Here is an 18,514-nt window from a genome sequence, read left to right as displayed (position 1 = left end):
TTGACTCTTCGCCCGCGATGCTGAAAACCGCAACCAGCCCATAAAAGCAACAACCCTGGGGGAAGCCATGAGCCAGACCACGACCTATGCCGGTTCCGCCGACGCGGCCAAGAACTTTAACAAGTCGGAAATCGAGACCTCGACGATCCGCGCTATCTCCTGGCGCCTGATTCCGTTCCTGGTGCTGGCCTACTTCTTCTCCTATCTCGACCGCGTCAATCTCGGCTTCGCTGCGCTGACCATGAATGCGGAGCTGAAGTTCACGCCGCTGATCTTTTCCTGGGGTGCCGGCATCTTCTTCTTCGGCTATTTCATCTTCGAGGTCCCGAGCAATCTCGCGCTGGAGAAGTTCGGCGCCAGCCGCTGGATCGCCCGCATCATGGTGACCTGGGGCATCATCTCCGCTCTGATGGCGCTCGTCAGCGGCGTCACGAGCTTCTATGTCCTGCGCTTCCTGCTCGGCGTCGCCGAGGCCGGCTTCTTCCCCGGCATCATCCTCTATCTCACCTATTGGTATCCGGCCGAATATCGCGCCCGTTTCCTTGCGGCCTTCGCCATCGCGGTGCCGGTGTCGACCGTGATCGGTGCGCCGATTTCGGGCCTGTTGCTCGGGCTCGACGGTGCGATGGGCCTCAAGGGCTGGCAGTGGCTCTTCATCATCGAGGGCATCCCCTCGGTGCTGCTCGGCATCGTCACCTGGTTCTATCTCACCGACAAGCCGGAGAAGGCGAATTGGCTGTCGACCGAGCAGAAGGCGTGGCTGAAGGCGAAGCTCGATTCGGAAATCGCCGCCAAGCAGGCGGTGAAGCATTTCTCGCTCGGCGAGGCGCTGTCCTCGCCCAAGGTGATCGCGCTCAGCCTGATCTATTTCGGCTTCGTCGGCGCGCTTTATGGCATGCAGTTCTGGCTGCCGCAGATCGTCAAGGCGTTCGGGTTGACCAACGCGCAGACCGGCTTCGTCACCGCGATCCCGTATCTGTTCGGCACCATCGCCATGATCCTGTGGGCGCGTCACTCCGATGCGACGCGCGAGCGCGTGAAGCATGTCGGCGCGCCGCTGCTGCTCACCGCCGTCGCGCTCGCCGTTTCCTCCTATCTCACGGATCCCACCATGACGATGGTATTGCTGACGGTTGCCGCGATCGGCGTGTTCTGCTGCTTCGGTGTGTTCTGGACGCTGCCGACCGCCTGGCTCTCCGGCACCGCGGCCGCCGGCGCCATCGCCCTGATCAACTCGATCGGCAACCTCGCCGGCTTCGGCGGGCCCTATTTGATCGGTTGGGTCAAGGAAGCCACCGGCCAGACCTCAACCGGCCTGCTGGTGCTCGCAGTGCTGCCCCTGATCGCCGGCATCCTGGTGTTCGTCGGCGGCCACGACAGCAAGCATGAGTTCGCCGGGCAGGGGCGGTAAGCCGAGCGACCAGTCTCGTAGGGTGGGCAAAGCGAAAGCGTGCCCACCAAACCGTTATTGTGATCCTCAACTGAGAGATCGTGGGCACGGCGCTAGCGCGCCTTTGCCCACCCTACGGCGTCTGAGCTGAGGCCTGCTGCGCTCCATCCAGGCTCATCGCCTCTGTCTAGCCCTACGATGGGACCTTCCTGACAACAATCTCCGCCTCGCTACTACCCCTCAACGATCACGCATTCCTGATGACTGACGATTATTGACTTTTATCAGTGATTAGTCGACATTCCTCTCATTCGAGATGCAGGAGTGTCCTTCGATGTTCGTCCGGTCGGTTTTGTCGAGCTATTCCAGGCTGTTGGCAGGTGTGTCGTTAGCCCTGATGGCGGCTAGCCTTGCCGGGTGCAATGACACCGTCGCCGAGAAAGCCGAGCCGCCGCGGCCGGTTCTGGTCGCAACCGCCCATTATGATGCCGAGACGCCGGAGCGCAGCTTCGTCGGCACCATCCGGCCCCGGATCGAGAGTGACCTCGGCTTCCGCGTTGCCGGCAAGGTCGCCAAGCGCCTCGTGGAAGTCGGCCAGACCGTTGAAATCGGCCAGCCGCTCGCCACTCTCGATGAGGTCGACCTGAAGCTCCAGGCCGAGCAATCCGTCGCCGAGCAGACCGCCGCGACCGGCGTGTTGGCCCAGGCCGCCGCTGCCGAGCAGCGCGCCAAGGATCTGAAGGCCAAGGGCTGGACCACCGACGCGCAGCTGGATTCGAGCCGGGCATCTGCCGATGAGGCCCGTGCGCGCCTCGATCGTGCGGTCCGCTCGGTCGAGCTGACCAAGAATTCCCTTTCCTACGCGACGCTCGTTGCCGACGCCCGAGGCGTCGTCACTGCAACGCTGATCGAGCCCGGCCAGGTGGTCTCCGCGGGCCAGGCTTCGATCCGTGTCGCCCGCTTTGCCGAAAAGGAAGCGGTCGTCGCGATCCCTGAGACGCTGGTCGGACGCGCCAAGTCGGGCGTCGCCAGCGTCACCCTTTGGTCCGAGCCGGACAAGAAGTATACGGCCAAGCTGCGCGAGATCGCGCCGACGGCCGATCCGGCCACGCGTACTTATCTTGCAAAGTTCTCGCTGCCGGAGGCCGACGACAAGGTCGCGCTCGGCATGACCGCGACGCTGACGCTGTCGGACGCCGGGACCGAGCGCGTTGCGCGGCTGCCGCTGTCGGCGCTGTTCAACGAAGGCGGCAAGCCGTCCTTCTACGTCGTCGACGACAACGGTGCGCTCACGCTGAAGCCGGTGGCAGTGAAGTCCTACGAGAGCAACGACGTCGTCATCACCGGCGGTGTGGAAGAGGGCGCCAAGATCGTCGCGCTCGGTGTGCAGAAGCTCGATCCGGCCCAGCGGGTGCGGGTTGTCTCGTCGCTGTCTTTCTAGTTCCTGTCATTCCGGGTTCGCCCTGCGGGCGCCCCGGAATGACAGAAGAAGTCGAGTTACGTCGTGTGAGGTGAGTTTCGGCCTTTGTCCCTAAGCAGAGGCTGAAGCGGCGAAGCGATCCAGAATCTGCCCAGCCCCCTGGATTGCTTCGCTGCCTCGCGACGACGGCCTGAACAGAGTGGCTGTCGTTTTTTGGCAACTGGATCGTCTTTTCGGAGAGAGCGATGAAGCGCTTCAACCTTTCGGCCTGGGCCGTCAGCCATCCGACGCTGGTTCTCTTCCTGATGCTCGTACTCGGTGTCGCCGGCTTCTTCTCCTATGAGAAGCTCGGCCGCGCCGAGGATCCGTTCTTCACGGTGAAGGTGGTCAACGTCTCCGTGATCTGGCCCGGCGCGACCGCGCAGGAGATGCAGACCCAGGTCGCCGATCCCATCGAGAAGAAGATCCAGGAGCTGCCCTATTTCGAGAAGGTGCAGACTTATTCCAAGCCCGCCTTCACCGCGCTCCAGGTTACCTTCCGCGACTCCACGCCGCCTAAGGACGTGCCTTACCTCTTCTATCTTCTGCGCAAGAAGCTGGTCGACGTGCAGGGCCAGCTGCCCTCCGGCATCCTCGGACCCGTCGTCAATGACGAGTTCTCGGACGTCGATTCCATCCTCTACATGATGACCGGCGACGGCGCCGACTATGCCCAGCTCAAGAAGGTTTCGGAGGGATTCCGCCAGCGCCTCCTCAAGGTGCCCGGCGTGACCAAGGTCGACGTCTATGGCAACCAGGATGAGCGCATCTTCGTCGAGTTCTCCCACGCCAAGCTCGCCACCCTCGGCATCACCCCGCAGGCGCTGTTCGATTCGCTCGCCAAGCAGAATAACGTGACGCCGGCCGGCACGGTGGAAACCTCCTCGCAGCGCGTGCCGCTGCGCGTCACCGGCGCGCTCGACGGTGCCAAGGCCGTCGCGGAGACGCCGGTCGAGAGCAACGGCCGCGTGTTCCGCCTCGGTGACATCGCCACCGTCACCCATGGCTATGTCGATCCGCCCAGCTTCGTCGTGCGCCAGGAAGGCAAGGCCGCGATCGGCATCGGTGTCGTCACCGCCAAGGGTGCCAACATCCTCGAGCTCGGCAAGGAGGTCGAGAAGGCGACGGCCGAGTTCATGAAGGCGGTGCCGCAGGGCGTCGACGTCAAGCTGATTGCCGACCAGCCCAAGGTGGTCGAGCACGCCGTCGGCGAGTTCGTGCACTCCTTCATGGAAGCCCTCGTCATCGTGCTGTTCGTCTCGTTCCTGGCGCTCGGCTGGCGCACCGGCATCGTGGTCGCGCTGTCGGTGCCGCTGGTGCTCGGCATCGTCTTCGTCGTCATGAACATGATGTCGCTCGACCTGCACCGCATCACGCTGGGTGCGCTGATCATCGCGCTCGGCCTGCTCGTCGACGACGCCATCATCGCGGTCGAGATGATGGTGGTGAAGATGGAGCAGGGCTGGGACCGCATGCGCGCGGCGTCTTTTGCCTGGGAATCTACCGCGTTTCCGATGCTCACGGGAACGCTGGTCACGGCCGCTGGCTTCCTCCCCATCGGCTTTGCCAATTCCGCCGTCGGCGAATATGCCGGCAGCATCTTCTGGATCGTGGCGATCGCGCTGGTCGCCTCCTGGTTCGTGGCGGTGATCTTCACGCCCTATATCGGCGTCAAGCTGCTGCCGGAGATGAAGGCGCACCACAACCACGATCCGCACGCGGTCTACGAGACCCGCATGTACCGGGGCCTGCGCGCCATCGTGCAATGGTGTGTCAATCACCGCATCACCGTGGTGGTCGCGACCGTCGGCGTCTTCATCGCCTCGGTCGTCGGCTTCGGCCATGTCCAGCAGCAGTTCTTCCCGCTGTCGGAGCGGCCCGAGCTGTTCTTCCAGCTGCGCCTGCCTGAGGGCACCGCCTTCAACGTCACCGAAAAGGCGGTGAAGAAGGCCGAGACGCTGCTGAAGGACGACAAGGATATCGAGACCTATACGTCCTATGTCGGCCAGGGCTCTCCCCGCTTCTGGCTCGGCCTCAATCCGCAGCTGCCCAACGAGGCCTTTGCCGAGATCGTCATCGTCGCCAAGGGCGTCGAGGGGCGCGAGCGCGTCAAGGCCAAGATCGAGAACGCGGTTGCGGACGGCATGCTGTCCGAAGCGCGCGTCCGCGTCGACCGCTTCAACTTCGGCCCGCCGGTCGGCTTCCCCGTGCAGTTCCGCGTGATCGGCCCCGACGCCAACAAGGTGCGCGAGATCGCCTACCAGGTCCGCGACGTCATGCGGCAGAACAAGAGCGTCAAGGACGTCCAGCTCGACTGGAACGAGCAGTCGCCCTACCTCAAGCTCGTCGTCGACCAGGACCGCGCCCGCGCCATGGGCCTGACCCCGCAGGACGTGTCCCAGGCGCTCGCGATGCTGATCTCGGGCTCGCAGGTCACGACTGTGCGCGACGGCATCGAGAAGGTCGGCGTGGTCGCCCGTGCGATTCCGTCCGAGCGCCTCGACCTCGGCGGCGTCGGTGATCTCACCATCACCTCGCGCAATGGCGTTGCCGTGCCGCTGCAGCAGATTGCCAAGATCGAGTATGCCCATGAGGAGCCGATCATGTGGCGGCGCAACCGCGACATGGCCATCACCGTGCGCTCCGACGTCGTCGACGGCGTGCAGGCGCCCGACGTCACGAGCCAGATCACGCCGAAGCTGAAGGCGATCAAGGACCACCTCGAGCCGGCCTACCGCATCGAGCCGGGCGGCGCCTTCGAGGAATCCGCCAAGGGCAACGCCTCGATCTTCGTCCTCTTCCCGCTGATGGTCATGGTGATGCTGACGCTGCTGATGATCCAGCTGCAGAGCTTCTCGCGCCTGATCCTGGTGTTCCTGACCGCGCCGCTCGGCATCGTCGGCGCCTCCTTCGGGCTCAACGTCGCCAACGCCCCGTTCGGCTTCGTGGCGCTGCTCGGCCTGATCGCGCTCGCCGGCATGATCATGCGCAACACGGTCATCCTGGTCGACCAGATCGAGACCGACGTCTCGCATGGCCTGACCCGGCGCGAGGCGATCGTGGAGGCAACCGTCCGCCGCGCCCGTCCGGTGGTGCTGACAGCGCTGGCAGCCATCCTCGCCATGATCCCGCTGTCGCGCTCGGCCTTCTGGGGCCCGATGGCGATCACGATCATGGGCGGTCTGTTCGTCGCGACCTTCCTGACGCTGCTGTACCTGCCGGGCCTCTACGCGCTGTGGTTCAGGAAGAGCCTGGACGAGGCGGGTACCCCCGAGCAACCTGCCGCGCCGCAGCATGGGAGCGATGACCAGCGCGCAATTCCGCTTGCCGAAGCGGCTGAATAGATGAGAAGACTGCTGACCAACGAGTCCTGACTGATGGCCCTTATTTCGGAACATATCGAAGTCGACACCCGGGATCGTATCCTCGAGGTGGCCGAGCGGCTGTTCCGCCAGATCGGCTACCAGAAGACGACGGTCGGGGACATCGCCAAGGAGCTCAGGATGAGCCCCGCCAATGTCTATCGCTTCTTCGAATCGAAGAAGGCGATCCATCAGGCGGTGGCGCAGGGCCTGATGGGCGAGGTCGAGCTCGAAGCGCAGCGGATCGTGGCGAGGCCCGGTCCGGTCAAGGAGCGTTTCCGGGAACTGCTCACCACCATCCATCGCATGAACACCGAGCGCTATGTCGGCGACAACAAGCTGCACGAGATGGTCGCGATCGCGATGGAGGAGGACTGGGACGTCTGCGTCGCCCATATGGAGTGCATCGCCGGGGTGATCGGCCAGATGATCGCGCAAGGCGTTGCCTCCGGCGAGTTCGAGGCGCCGGACCTGCAGCTGGCCTCGCTGTGCGCCTGCACCGCGATGATACGCTTCTTCCACCCCCAGATGATCGCCCAGTGCGCCACCAAGCCGGGCCCGACCATCGACCAGATGATCGATTTCGTCATCGCGGGTCTGTCTCCGCGCCACTGACGGGGTGGCGGGTTTCCTCCTATAAGCTGCCTCTCTCATTCCGGGGCGCCTCGAAGAGGCGAACTATGGTGCGCAATTGCGCACCTGAGAATCTCGAGATTCCGGGTTCGGTCCTCCGGGCCGCGCTTGCGCGGTCCCGTCCGGACCGCCCCGGAATGACGGAAAACGGAGAAGCAAGCGCGTGACCGACAAAGATCTGTACTTCTACGAGCCCTCCAAGGGCCACGGCCTCAAGCACGACCCCTTCAACGCCATCATCGCGCCGCGGCCGATCGGCTGGATCTCCTCGCGCGACTCCAAGGGCCACGTCAATCTCGCGCCCTACAGCTTCTTCAATGCGTTCTGCTACGTGCCGCCGATCATCGGCTTCTCCTCCACCAACTGGAAGGACACGGTCGAGAACATCCAGCAGACCGGCGAGTTCGTCTGGAATCTCGCCACCATGGACCTCGCCAAACACATGAACGCGACCGCCGCGCATGTCGCCCCTGAGGTCGACGAGTTCGAGATCGCGGGCCTCACCGCCGTGCCTGGCAAGCTCGTCAACGTGCCACGCGTGGCTGAGAGCCCCGTCGCCTTCGAGTGCAAGGTGTCCGACATCGTCCGCCTCAAGGGCGCCGACGGCAAGGAGGCCGACGCCTGGCTGACGCTGGGCGAGGTCGTCGCCGTCCATATCGACAAGGCCATGATCAAGGACGGCGTCTACCAGACCGCCGCCGCCCGCCCGATCGTCCGTGCCGGCCGCCGCGGCGATTATTTCGAGATCAAGCCGGAAAACATGTTCGAGATGGTGCGGCCGGATTGATCGGTCGCGCCCGTAGCCCGGATGGAGCGCAGCGTAATCCGGGATTCTCCCCGCGCGGATAGGCCTACCCGGACTGCGCTTCGCTCCATCCGGGCTACGATCCATCGCCATTTTCCCCTCCCGGAACCGCCGTCGCACCCTGGCCGTTATGGTCCGGGGGCGCTTGGCCGCGTCAATGTCGCAGGCGAAGTCTTCACCGCCGCCGGCCGCTTTCCGCTAAAATGCCCGACACCGCGCCGATGCATGAGGTCAGCCATGAGCTTCCGCCGCGACAAAATCACAAAGCCGATCTTCTCCTGGGCCCGCGGCGTGCTGCCGGCGATGTCCGATACCGAACGCGAGGCGCTGGAGGCGGGCGATGTCTGGTGGGATGCCGATCTCTTCACCGGCAACCCGGATTGGTCGAAGCTGCTGAAGGTCCCGCAGGCCAGGCTGACCGAGGAGGAGCGGGCGTTCCTCAACGGACCCGTCGACGAGCTCTGCGCCATGCTCGATGAGTGGAAGATCTTCTGGGAATGGCGCGACCTGCCGCCGGATGTCTGGCACTTCGTCAAGCACGAAAAATTCTTCGGCATGATCATTCCGAAGGAGTTTGGCGGCCTCGGCTTCTCGCCCTATGCCCATTCGGAAGTGGTGCGCAAGATCTCGACCCGCTCGATCGCTGCTGCCGTCACAGTCATGGTGCCGAACTCGCTCGGGCCGGGCGAGCTCCTGATGCGTTTCGGCACTCCGGAACAGCAGGCGCGCTGGCTGCCGCGCCTCGCCGACGGACGCGATATTCCCTGCTTCGGCCTCACCAGCCCGGAAGCCGGCTCCGACGCGGCTTCGATGGTCGACACCGGCATCATCTGCAAGGGCACCTTCGAGGACCGCGAGGTCGTCGGCCTCAGGCTCAACTGGCACAAGCGCTACATCACGCTCGGACCTGTCGCGACGCTGCTCGGCCTCGCCTTCAAGGCCTATGATCCCGACCACCTCGTGGGCGACCGGGAGGAGCTCGGCATTACCGTGGCACTGATCCCGACCCATCTGCCCGGCGTCGAGATCGGCCATCGCCATCTGCCATCAATGCAGGTGTTTCAGAACGGCCCGAACCGGGGCCGCGACGTCTTCATCCCGCTCGACTACGTCATCGGCGGCAAGGAGCGGCTGGGGCAAGGCTGGAAGATGCTGATGACCGCGCTTGCCGCCGGCCGCGGCATCTCGCTGCCGTCACTCTCTGCTGCGGGGGCCGCCTATGCTGCACGCACCACCGGCGCCTATGCCCGGATCCGCGAGCAGTTCGGCATCTCCATCTCGAAATTCGAAGGTGTCGAGGAGCCGCTCGCGCGCATCGTCGCGACCGCCTACCAGCTGGATGCGGCCCGGCGGCTGACCTGCGCGGCACTGAATGCCGGCGTTCATCCCGCCGTCATCTCCGGCATCATGAAGTTGCACGCCACCGAGCGAATGCGCACCGCGATCGACGACGCCATGGACATCCATGGCGGCAAGGCCGTGATCGACGGTCCGCAGAACTATCTCGGCAATCTGCACCGCGCCGTGCCGGTCGGGATCACGGTCGAAGGCGCCAACATCCTGACCCGCAATCTCATCGTGTTCGGGCAGGGCGCGATCCGCGCGCATCCCTATCTGCTCGACGAGATGAACGCGCTGGCCGATACCGATCGCGAACGCGGGCTGACCGCGTTCGACAAGGCGTTCTGGAAACATGTCGGCCATAGCCTCCGCACGTTGTTCCGTGCCTTCGGCCGCAGCTGGACCTTCGGCGCCTTTGCGATGGCGCCGGATGCGGGCGATGCCACACCGTTCTATCGCCAGCTCTCGCGCTACTCCGCTGCGTTCGCGCTCTGCGCCGACATGGCATTGCTGACGCTGGGCGGCGCGCTCAAGCGCAAGGAGATGCTGTCGGCCCGCTTCGGCGACATTCTCTCCGAGCTTTATCTGCTGTCGGCCGCGCTAAAGCGTTGGCACGACGAGGGTCGTCAGAAGGAGGACTTTGCCGCGCTGGAATGGTGCATGGCGACCGGTTTCAGGACCATCGAGAACCGGCTGGCCGAAATCCTGGCCAATCTGCCCAACCGCTTTGTTGCCGGCTTCCTCAAGCTCGTGGTCCAGCCGTTCGGCGCCCGCGTGCTCGGCCCCTCCGACCGCGTCGTGCACCAATGCGCGGCCATCGTGCTGGAGCCGTCGGCGGCGCGCGAGCGCCTCACGCAGGATCTCGCCCATGTCGATGACGACGGCGGCTTTGCCCGGCTGGAGCGCGCGTTCGTGCTGGTCGCAAGTACCGATGCCATCGCCAAGCGCATGCGCGCCGCGCATATCCGCGACTGGAAGGACGCCGTCGCCAAGGGCGTGATCACGCAGGCCGAGGGCGAGCAACTGGCCGCGGCTCATGAAGCCGTCACAAAAGTAATCGAGGTCGACGATTTTGCGCCGGAGGCGCTGTCGCCGATTTACAAGAAAACCGTCAATGTGCATCAGTTCTTCCAGGAACTCGGTGAACAGAGGGCGGCGAGCTGATGGCACGACCGGTTTTCATCGTCGACGGCAGCCGAACGCCGTTTCTAAAGGCGCGCTCGGGGCCGGGGCCCTTCACGCCGGTCGATCTCGCCGTGCAATGCGGACGGCCGCTGCTGGCGCGCCAGCCGTTTGCGCCCACGGATTTCGACCAGGTCATCCTCGGCTGCGTCAACGTGATTGCGGACGAGATGAATCCGGCCCGCGTTGCCGCGCTCCGGCTCGGCATGGGCGAGGACATGGTCGCCTTCACCGTGCAGATCAATTGCGGCTCCGGCATGCAGTCAATCGACACCGCCTACCGCTATATCCGCGAAGGTCATGCCGACATGATCTTGGCGGGAGGTACCGAGGCGCTGAGCCACGCGCCGCTGGTTTGGCCTAACTCCGGCGTGCGCTGGTTCGCCGGCCTTGCCACCGCCAAGGGCGTCGCCGCCAAGCTCGCGGCTGCCTTCAAGTTGCGCCCGCGCGATCTCAAGCCGATCATCGGGCTCGAGCGCGGGCTGACCGATCCCGTCACCGATCTGAACATGGGCCAGACCGCCGAGGTCGTCGGCCATCTCTTCGGCATTACGCGCGCGCAATCCGATGCCTATGCCGCCGAGAGCCACCGCCGGCTCGCCCAGGCGCAAAGTGCGGGCTTTCTCAAGGGTGAGGTTGAGACCGCGTTCTCCCGCGACGGAAAATTCTTCGACCATGACGACGGCGTGCGGCCGGACTCCACGGCGGAGACGCTGGCCAAGCTGAGACCGGTGTTTGAGCGCCCCTGGGGCCAGGTCACCGCCGGCAATTCCTCGCAGATCACCGACGGCGCCTCCTGGGTGATCCTCGCCTCCGACGCCGCGGTCGCAAAGCACAGGCTGACGCCGAAGGCCGCGATCGTCGACAGCCACTGGGCCGCGCTCGATCCTGCCATCATGGGCCTCGGTCCCGTGATGTCAGCGACGCCGCTGCTCCAGCGCAACGGCCTCACCATCAAGGACGTCGAGACCTGGGAGCTCAACGAAGCCTTCGCGACGCAGGTGCTCGGCTGCTTGGCTGCCTGGAATGACGACAAGTTCTGCCGCGAGATTTTGGGCCTCGACGGCGCGGCCGGTGAGATCGACCGTGACAAGCTCAACGTCGATGGCGGCGCCATCTCGCTCGGCCATCCCGTCGGCACCTCCGGCAACCGCATCGTGCTGCATCTGGTCAACGCGATGAAGCGGCTCGGCACGCGGCGCGGAATTGCCACCGAATGCATCGGCGGCGGGCTCGGCGGCGCCATGCTGATCGAGGCGGTGTGACCATGGATTCCAAGATCATGACCGCGCTCGGCGACCGCGTGCTCGAACTCGGGCCCAAGCCCGCGACGGACAGTCCGTACAGGCACTTCAAGCTGACGCGAGATGAAGACGGCGTCGCCTGGCTGCTGTTCGACCGCGCTGATGCAAGCGCCAACACGCTGTCCTCGGAGGTGATGGAGGAGTTCGACGCCGTGCTCGCGGCGATCGAGACCGAGCGCCCGGCCGGCCTCGTGATCCGCTCCGCAAAACCGTCCGGCTTCATCGCCGGCGCCGACGTCAACGAATTCCGCGGCGCTGATGATCCCGAGATGGTGGAGACGCGAATCCGCGCCGCGCACGCGGTGGTCGATCATCTGGAAGCCTTGAAGCTACCAACGGTCGCGGTCATCCACGGCTTCTGCCTCGGCGGCGGGCTCGAGGTTGCGCTGGCCTGCCAGTCGCGCATCGCCATCGACGGCGCACGCTTCGGCTTTCCGGAGGTGATGCTGGGCCTGCACCCCGGCCTCGGCGGCACCGCGCGGTTCACCGCGCTGGTCAATCCCACCCAGTCGATGGCGCTGATGCTGACCGGCCGCACCATCGACGCACGCCGCGCCAGATCGCTCGGCCTCGTCGATACCGTGACTCAAGAGCGCCATGTCCGGGGCGCGGTGAAGGACGCGCTGTTCGGCCGCCTGAAGCGGGCCAAGCCCGGCCTGCTCGGGCGTGCAGCCAATTTTGGCTTCGTGCGCGGTCTCCTGGCCAGGCGCATGCGCTCGGAGGCGGCGAAGGCCGCGTCCCGCGAGCACTATCCCGCGCCTTACGCGCTGATCTCCCTCTGGGAGACCCATGGCGGCAACAAGGCCGCGATGCTGAAGGCGGAGCAGGCCTCGTTCGCCAAGCTGATGGTAACACCGACCGCCCAGAACCTGATCCGCGTGTTCTTCCTGCGCGAGCAGATGAAGAAGGCGGCCGGCAGCGGCAACACCATCAAGCATGTCCATGTCATCGGCGCCGGCGCCATGGGCGGCGACATCGCGGCTTGGGTAGCCGGGCAGGGACTGCGCGTCTCGCTCGCCGACATGAAGGCGGCGCCGATTGCGGGCGCGGTGAAGCGCGCCGCCGAACTCTACGGCAAGATCATCCGCAAGCCGACCGAAGTGCGCGACGCGCTCGATCGTCTCATCCCTGACATGGACGGCGAGGGCGTCCGCAACGCCGATCTGATCATCGAGGCTGTCCCGGAAAAGCTCGAGCTCAAGCAGAAGGTCTATGCCGGGCTCGAGCCGCGCATGAAGCCGGGCGCGATTCTCGCCACCAACACCTCGAGCATTCCGCTTCAGGATCTGCGCACCACGTTGGCGCGACCGGAGCGGCTGGTCGGCCTGCATTTCTTCAATCCGGTGTCGCGGCTGCAGCTGGTCGAGGTCGTCAGCCATGACGGCAACGACCCGCGGGTGCTGAAAGACGCGCTCGCTTTCGTCGGTGCGATCGATCGCTTGCCATTGCCTGTGAAGAGCTCGCCGGGCTTTCTCGTCAACCGCGCGCTGACGCCCTACATGCTCGAAGCCATGGTGATGCTGGACGAGAAGATCGACCAGCGTCTGATCGACGCCGCGGCCGAGCAGTTCGGCATGCCGATGGGCCCGATCGAGCTGGCCGATCAGGTCGGACTCGACATCTGCCTCGACGTCGGCGACATGCTGCGCACCAAGTTCGGCGATCTCCTGCCGCCGACGCCGGCCTGGCTGCGCGACAAGGTCGCCAAGGGCGAGCTCGGCCGCAAGACCGGCAAGGGCTTCTACACCTGGAAGGACGGCAAGGCCGAGAAGGCACCGCTCCCCGAGACCGGTCCGCGCGTCACCGACCAGATGATCGACCGCCTGATGCTGCCGATGTCCAATGTCTGCGTTGCTGCCCTTCGCGAGGGCATCGTCGACGATCCTGATGCGGTCGACGGCGCCATGATCTTCGGTACCGGCTATGCACCGTTCCGCGGCGGCCCGCTGAACTATGCGCGCACGCGCGGCGTGGAGAACGTCGTGTCCACGTTGCGTGGGCTCGCCGAGCGATTCGGCGGACGTTTTGCGCCGGATGCGGGCTGGGACAGTTTGCAATAGGGGGCCGTCGGTAAAAAGATGCTATCATGGGTGGTAGAGCCCGTGGGGAGTATCGCCGGTGCCGACGATCCCGTTCTTCAAGCAAGCGACCCTGCGCGAGATCATCATCACGCGGCTGTGCTGCGGGGCCGATATCGTCGTGATCCTTTGTTGCGCAGGCTATCTCGTCGGGCGTTATCCCGCGGTGGAATTGCGCTGGCCGTGGTTGATCGTGGCGCTCCTGGCAGGATATTTCCTCGCTGACCTGTTTTCAGGGCTGGTGCATTGGGTGGTCGACACCTGGCTCGACGAGGGGATGCTCGGCCGCGGCATCGCGATCACGCGGGAGCATCACACCCACCCCGGCCACGTCTTACTCTATGGATTCCTCGACCAGGCGTCTCTCGGTGCGGCGCCGAGCGCGCTGGTGGTCGGAGTCGCGGCCACCGTCACGGCGTTGTTTCCGGTTTCCGCGCTCACCTATGCGCTGATGATCGTCTGGTTCGTGATCGCGACCTGCATGCTGTTTGGCATGAGCTTTCACAATCTCGCGCACCGGCCGGTCCGCCCGCTGCTCCTGCGCATGGCGCAACGGCTGCATCTGGTCTGCTCACCCGAGCATCATTGGTGTCATCACCGTGACCACACCATCCGATATTGTGTCATCAATGGATGGGCCAATTATCCATGCGACCGTCTCCGGCTATGGAGCAGGCTGGAACGGTTGGTAACGGCGACGACCGGACGCGCGCCGCGGGCCGACGATGCGGAGTGGCAACGCAAACTGAACGATACCGGAATCCTCGTCGGGTCGCCGCGGCCGATTGGATAGCGCAAGCTTGCCTCGTGTCGATGTTGCGCAAGGCGCCGCGGCTTTGTATCCAGAGCCGAGAGCCGCGGGAGACCAACCATATGACCGATACGCATGTCCACGCCCCTATCAGCTCCGCCCCCGGGCCTAACGGCGATCTCTGCATCCGTACGCTGGCGATGCCCGCCGATACCAACGCGAATGGCGACATCTTCGGCGGGTGGCTGCTGAGTCAGATGGACGTCGGCGGCGGCGTGTTTGCCTCGAAGGTCGCGAAATCGCGGACCGTGACGGTTGCGATCGAGGCGATGAACTTTCGCAAGGCGGTCTATGTCGGCGATCTCGTGTCGGTCTACGCCAATCTCGTGCGCGTAGGCCGCACCTCGCTCACTGTGCATCTGGAAGCGTGGGCGCTGCGCCGCGGGGAGGAGCATCCGTTCCTCGTCACCGACGGCAACTTCACCTACGTCTCGATCGACGAACATGGTCGCCCGCAAGCGGTTCGCCCGACCGACACTGTCATCGCGACGTAATCGCGCGCGACGCTCTGCCTCATCTCACAAATGCGTGGCAAGCGCCGTCAAACGCGGCACCAGTGAGTCATCTTCGTCGCCGCTTCGCCAAGAACCAGTCATAAAACGGATGAGGTCTCGGCGTACTCAATTGCGTGTCGATTCGGGGTGGAAACGGCCTCAAAATGCCTGGGAACCTTTGGGCATGAGTGCCGTTATTTGCCCGCACTGAGGAATCCACGGACCATGCCGGACAGCTACATCATCGAAGTCAATTCGCAGACCGCAGGTATCGTCGTTCGTTCTTCGGGAGGCTATTGCTTCTTTGCCTCGTCCCACCGATTCAACCGTCTCGAAGGCCAGCTCTTCCGCAACGCCCGCGAAGCCGAACGCGCCGCGCGCAAGCTGGTGAACGGTGATGTGAAGGAAGCGGCGTAAGCGCCCGCTGGTGATTCCGGGCTCGCGGAGCGAGGTCGGAATTTTTTGCCGCCCTTGATACTGCTGTTTTCTTCCTTCTCCCCTTGTGGGAGAAGGTGGCGCGAAGCGCCGGATAAGGGGTATGTTTCGGCGTTCTCGAGATTCAGAGAGAGAGGGGTTCGCTGAGGCAACCCCTCACCTGTCTCGTCGCTACGCGACGAGCCACCCTCTCCCACAGGGGAGAGGGTAAGAGTCGTCACAACTTCGTTGCTGCCCGCGACAGGAGCTTCCACTCGTCGCCCTGCTTCTGCCAGTTCATCAGGATGTGAAGGTTGGTCGATACTTTCTTCCCGTCGGCTGCCATCTCCTGTTCGCCCAGCCAGTGGAAGCGCACGATCGCTGCAGGACCGACGACCTTGATGGTGGGGTCCTTGTAGTCGATCGACAGGAATTTCGACTTGCCGTCGGTGGCGTTGGCGATGAACGTCGCCTTGTCCTCGACCTTGCCGCTGGAATGGCTGTAGCTGAGGTCATCCCAGCACAGTGCGCCGAGCGCCTTCGGATCGGCCGCGATCTGGGCGAGGCGGAAGGCCTCGACCTTCTTCGCCACGGCGTCCTCGTCCGCCGAAGCGGCGAGCGCCGGTGTCGTGAGCGCAAGCGCGGAGACGGCAAGAGTCGAGAGAGCCAGATCGCGTCGGTTGATCGTCATCGTTTCCTCCTTTTTGATCTTGCGGCGAGTGTTGCAGCCGCGCGCGACTTTGTCGAGTGTCACGTCGTCGTCATCAGCATGCGTCATTGCGCGGTCGAAGCCATATTGATACGTCTCGCGCATCAATACGCCGTGGATTTGGGAAAGTACGGAAATGATCGAGGCCAAAACGGAAGCGATGGGCAGGGCTTTGCTGTTCGACATCGACGGCACGCTGGCCGACACCGACCCGCTGCACTTGAAGGCGTTCAACCAGGTGCTCGGCCCTCGCGGCCACGTCTTCGATCACGCGCGGTTCTCTAGAGAGCTGCAAGGTTTCGCCAATGTCGCGATCGGCGAGCGCTTTCTGCCCGACGAGGCGCCGGAGCGGCGCGCCTTGATCCTCGATGAGAAGGAGGAGGTCTTCCGTGCGCTCGTGGCCGGGCAGATCGAGCCGCTGCCGGGCCTGATGGCGCTGCTCGACCGGGCGGACGCAGCCGGCGTTCCCATGGTGGCCGTGACCAATGCGCCGCGTCTCAATGCCGAGCTGCTGCTCTCCGGCCTCGGCATCTCGCATCGTTTCAAGGCGCTCGTGATCGGCGCCGAGCTGCCGCACGGCAAGCCGCATCCGCTGCCCTATCAGGAAGGGCTGCGTTTCGTCGGTGCGAGCGCAGAGGCTTCGATCGCATTCGAGGACTCCCGTACCGGCGTGCAATCGGCCACGGCGGCCGGCATTCCGACCATCGGCGTCCGGACCAGCCTCAGCCATGCTGACCTGGTTGCAGCCGGCGCAGTCGCGTCCGCCAGTGCCTTCGACGATCCGCAGCTGCTCGCGCGTCTCGCGAGCACCATGGCGTGGTGACGGGCCGCATAAGTTAACCGTGATCGGCGCGCGCATTGACCGAAGGCGCGAACCGCCGCACCATGCATTCTCCTGATTTGAGGCCTTTGCCGTGACCGGACTAACCCATCGCCAAGCCGAAATCCTCAACATCGCGCGGGCCTCGGGCCGCGTCATGGTCGAGGAGCTCGCGCGCCGCTTCGAAGTCTCGGCGCAGACCATCCGCAAGGATCTCAACGACCTCTGCGAGCGGAGATCGCTGACCCGCATCCATGGCGGCGCCATCATCGCTTCCGGCGTCGAAAACCTCGCTTACGAGGCAAGGCGCTTCGTCGCCGCCGACGAAAAGAAGGCGATCGGAGCCGCGGCCGCCTCGCTGATCCCGAACGGCTGCTCGCTCTTCATCAACATCGGCACCACGACCGAGGAGGTCGCGAGCGCGCTGACTTCGCACGAGGATCTCCTCGTCATCACCAACAATCTCAACGTCGCGATGCTGCTCTACCGTCATCCCCGCATCGAGGTGGTGGTCGCCGGCGGCACGGTCCGGCGTGCCGACGGCGCCGTGGTCGGCTCCACCGCGACGCAGTTGATCGGTCAGTTCAAGGTCGACTACGCCATCATTGGTGCGTCCGCGATCGACGAGGAGGGCGCGCTGCTCGACTTCGACTATCGCGAGGTGCAGGTGGCGCAGGCCATCATCGCCAATGCCCGCAGCGTGATGCTGGTTGCCGATTCCACAAAGCTCCGCCGCAGCGCGCCGGTGCGCATCGCCCACATGACCCAGATCCAGACCTTCGTCACCGACCAGGAGCTTCCGGAGCGCCTCGCCACCATCTGCCACAGCAAGGGCATCGAAGTGGTGGAAGCGCTGCCGAAGGGCGCGGACATCGACGATGCGCCGGCAGATGCCCAGGATGCGGCACCGGAAGCCGCGCCGGTGGTGCGGCTGAGATAGAGACTTATGTACTGCTCCACGGATTGAGCAGTGGCACGCCCGTAGGTTCAAAATCCCCCACATTGCGCGTAACCAAGGTCAGGCCGTGGATAAGCGCGCTGGCTGCAATAAGGGCGTCGCGTTCGGCCCGCGGATTGGGAACGTGAAGTTGGGCACAACGCTGCGCCACGGCCGTATCGATAGCCAGGATCCGCCCTTCGAAGCGGGCCAGAATGTGATCGTCGATCCAGGCGCGCAGGAAAGCACCTTGCACCGCGTCTTTGCGCTCGATCAGGCGCGCGCCAAATTCAATTTCGAGAATCGAGATGGCAGACATGAAGAAATTCGCCGCGGGCGCTGTATTGGCCCAAGCAAGCACGTTGCGATCAGCCTTATCCGGCCGCCTCAGTTCGGAAATGACGTTGGTGTCCAGCAGAAACATCAGTCGAGATCGGCCGGCCTGGAGATTCCGCCGGTGATGCGAGGCGGATCGAAATCGAAGTCCGCGTTCGCCTGTGCCAAAGCTTCGGCAAGGCTCATGTGTCCACCGCTCAGGCGCAGATAATCTTCGATGCTCAGCAGGACATGGGCCGGACGGCCGCGATCGGTGATGAAGACGGGCCCCTTTGCTGCTGCCTTCTTGGCGCCGCTCGTATCCTGATTGAACTCTCGGCTGGTCAGGGTGGTGACCATCGGTTCGCGCCTCCTCGCCTGCGTTGGGGCAAATTATATGTAGGCATGTTGCTACATCCAAGTCAGCTGAAGCGGTGCGGTGGGCCCCTGAGCCGATCAG

Annotated in this window: 15 protein-coding genes and 1 pseudogene; 13 read left to right on the top strand and 3 right to left on the bottom strand. The window is 64.6% G+C overall.

Features of this window, described 5'->3' with window-relative positions; translation table 11 throughout:
- Window positions 1-67 precede the first annotated feature (67 nt).
- The 11 genes and pseudogenes from BM190_RS31680 to BM190_RS31630 all read left to right on the top strand — a co-directional run bounded on the left by BM190_RS31680 (window position 68) and on the right by BM190_RS31630 (window position 15,276).
- Complete coding sequence (locus tag BM190_RS31680; RefSeq protein ID WP_092261577.1) at window positions 68-1,411, top strand: MFS transporter; 1,344 nt, start codon at window positions 68-70, stop codon at window positions 1,409-1,411.
- Between the two features lie 313 nt (window positions 1,412-1,724).
- On the top strand, window positions 1,725-2,831 hold the full coding sequence (locus BM190_RS31675) for an efflux RND transporter periplasmic adaptor subunit (protein ID WP_092261576.1): 1,107 nt from the start codon (window positions 1,725-1,727) through the stop codon (window positions 2,829-2,831).
- 224 nt (window positions 2,832-3,055) lie between these two features.
- A complete protein-coding gene (locus tag BM190_RS31670) occupies window positions 3,056-6,193 on the top strand; it encodes an efflux RND transporter permease subunit (protein ID WP_092261575.1) in 3,138 nt (1,045 codons plus the stop codon).
- A gap of 33 nt (window positions 6,194-6,226) precedes the next feature.
- Window positions 6,227-6,826, top strand: coding sequence for a TetR/AcrR family transcriptional regulator (locus BM190_RS31665; RefSeq protein ID WP_018323253.1), 600 nt, complete (start codon window positions 6,227-6,229; stop codon window positions 6,824-6,826).
- 181 nt (window positions 6,827-7,007) lie between these two features.
- The gene (locus BM190_RS31660) at window positions 7,008-7,631 is read left to right on the top strand and encodes a flavin reductase family protein (protein WP_092261574.1); all 624 of its coding nucleotides are present in this window, start codon (window positions 7,008-7,010) and stop codon (window positions 7,629-7,631) included.
- Window positions 7,632-7,886: 255 nt separating this feature from the next.
- Window positions 7,887-10,154: an acyl-CoA dehydrogenase gene (locus BM190_RS31655; RefSeq protein ID WP_177237410.1), complete on the top strand. Its 2,268-nt coding sequence runs from the start codon at window positions 7,887-7,889 to the stop codon at window positions 10,152-10,154.
- Window positions 10,154-11,437, top strand: a complete 1,284-nt coding sequence (locus BM190_RS31650) for an acetyl-CoA C-acetyltransferase (protein WP_092261572.1) — start codon at window positions 10,154-10,156, stop codon at window positions 11,435-11,437. Before BM190_RS31655 ends, BM190_RS31650 begins: the two co-directional genes overlap by 1 nt.
- A 2-nt stretch (window positions 11,438-11,439) precedes the next feature.
- A complete protein-coding gene (locus BM190_RS31645; RefSeq protein ID WP_177237409.1) occupies window positions 11,440-13,536 on the top strand; it encodes a 3-hydroxyacyl-CoA dehydrogenase NAD-binding domain-containing protein in 2,097 nt (698 codons plus the stop codon).
- A gap of 58 nt (window positions 13,537-13,594) precedes the next feature.
- Window positions 13,595-14,218, top strand: a pseudogene (locus BM190_RS31640) (fatty acid desaturase CarF family protein); the annotation flags it as partial.
- A 209-nt stretch (window positions 14,219-14,427) separates the two neighbouring features.
- Window positions 14,428-14,859, top strand: coding sequence for an acyl-CoA thioesterase (locus BM190_RS31635; RefSeq protein ID WP_092261625.1), 432 nt, complete (start codon window positions 14,428-14,430; stop codon window positions 14,857-14,859).
- 225 nt (window positions 14,860-15,084) lie between these two features.
- Entirely contained in the window at window positions 15,085-15,276 is a 192-nt protein-coding gene (locus tag BM190_RS31630; protein WP_018323258.1) for a hypothetical protein, read from the top strand.
- 235 nt (window positions 15,277-15,511) lie between these two features.
- Here the strand turns inward: BM190_RS31630 and BM190_RS31625 are convergent, their stop codons facing one another.
- Window positions 15,512-15,964: a nuclear transport factor 2 family protein gene (locus BM190_RS31625; protein WP_026202902.1), complete on the bottom strand. Its 453-nt coding sequence runs from the start codon at window positions 15,962-15,964 to the stop codon at window positions 15,512-15,514.
- 154 nt (window positions 15,965-16,118) lie between these two features.
- Between BM190_RS31625 and BM190_RS31620 the strand changes: the two genes are divergently transcribed.
- Together BM190_RS31620 and BM190_RS31615 are read left to right on the top strand one after the other, a co-directional pair.
- A complete protein-coding gene (locus BM190_RS31620) occupies window positions 16,119-16,805 on the top strand; it encodes an HAD family hydrolase (RefSeq protein ID WP_092261570.1) in 687 nt (228 codons plus the stop codon).
- A 91-nt stretch (window positions 16,806-16,896) separates the two neighbouring features.
- The gene (locus tag BM190_RS31615) at window positions 16,897-17,742 is read left to right on the top strand and encodes a DeoR/GlpR family DNA-binding transcription regulator (RefSeq protein WP_092261569.1); all 846 of its coding nucleotides are present in this window, start codon (window positions 16,897-16,899) and stop codon (window positions 17,740-17,742) included.
- 4 nt (window positions 17,743-17,746) lie between these two features.
- On the opposite strand, the gene BM190_RS31610 is transcribed toward BM190_RS31615, so the two are convergent.
- Both BM190_RS31610 and BM190_RS31605 read right to left on the bottom strand, forming a co-directional pair.
- Window positions 17,747-18,163 (bottom strand): type II toxin-antitoxin system VapC family toxin, encoded by a 417-nt coding sequence (locus BM190_RS31610; RefSeq protein WP_092261568.1) that lies wholly within the window; start codon window positions 18,161-18,163, stop codon window positions 17,747-17,749.
- Window positions 18,163-18,414, bottom strand: a complete 252-nt coding sequence (locus tag BM190_RS31605; RefSeq protein WP_092261567.1) for a type II toxin-antitoxin system Phd/YefM family antitoxin — start codon at window positions 18,412-18,414, stop codon at window positions 18,163-18,165. The genes BM190_RS31610 and BM190_RS31605 overlap by 1 nt, the downstream gene beginning before the upstream one ends.
- Window positions 18,415-18,514 lie beyond the last annotated feature (100 nt).

The sequence above is a fragment of the Bradyrhizobium sp. Rc3b genome (genome assembly GCF_900114915.1).
In the GTDB taxonomy this organism is placed as follows: Bacteria; Pseudomonadota; Alphaproteobacteria; order Rhizobiales; family Xanthobacteraceae; genus Bradyrhizobium.
The sequence above is the reverse complement of the archived record's forward strand: the minus strand, read 5'-3'. Positions and strand labels throughout refer to the sequence as shown.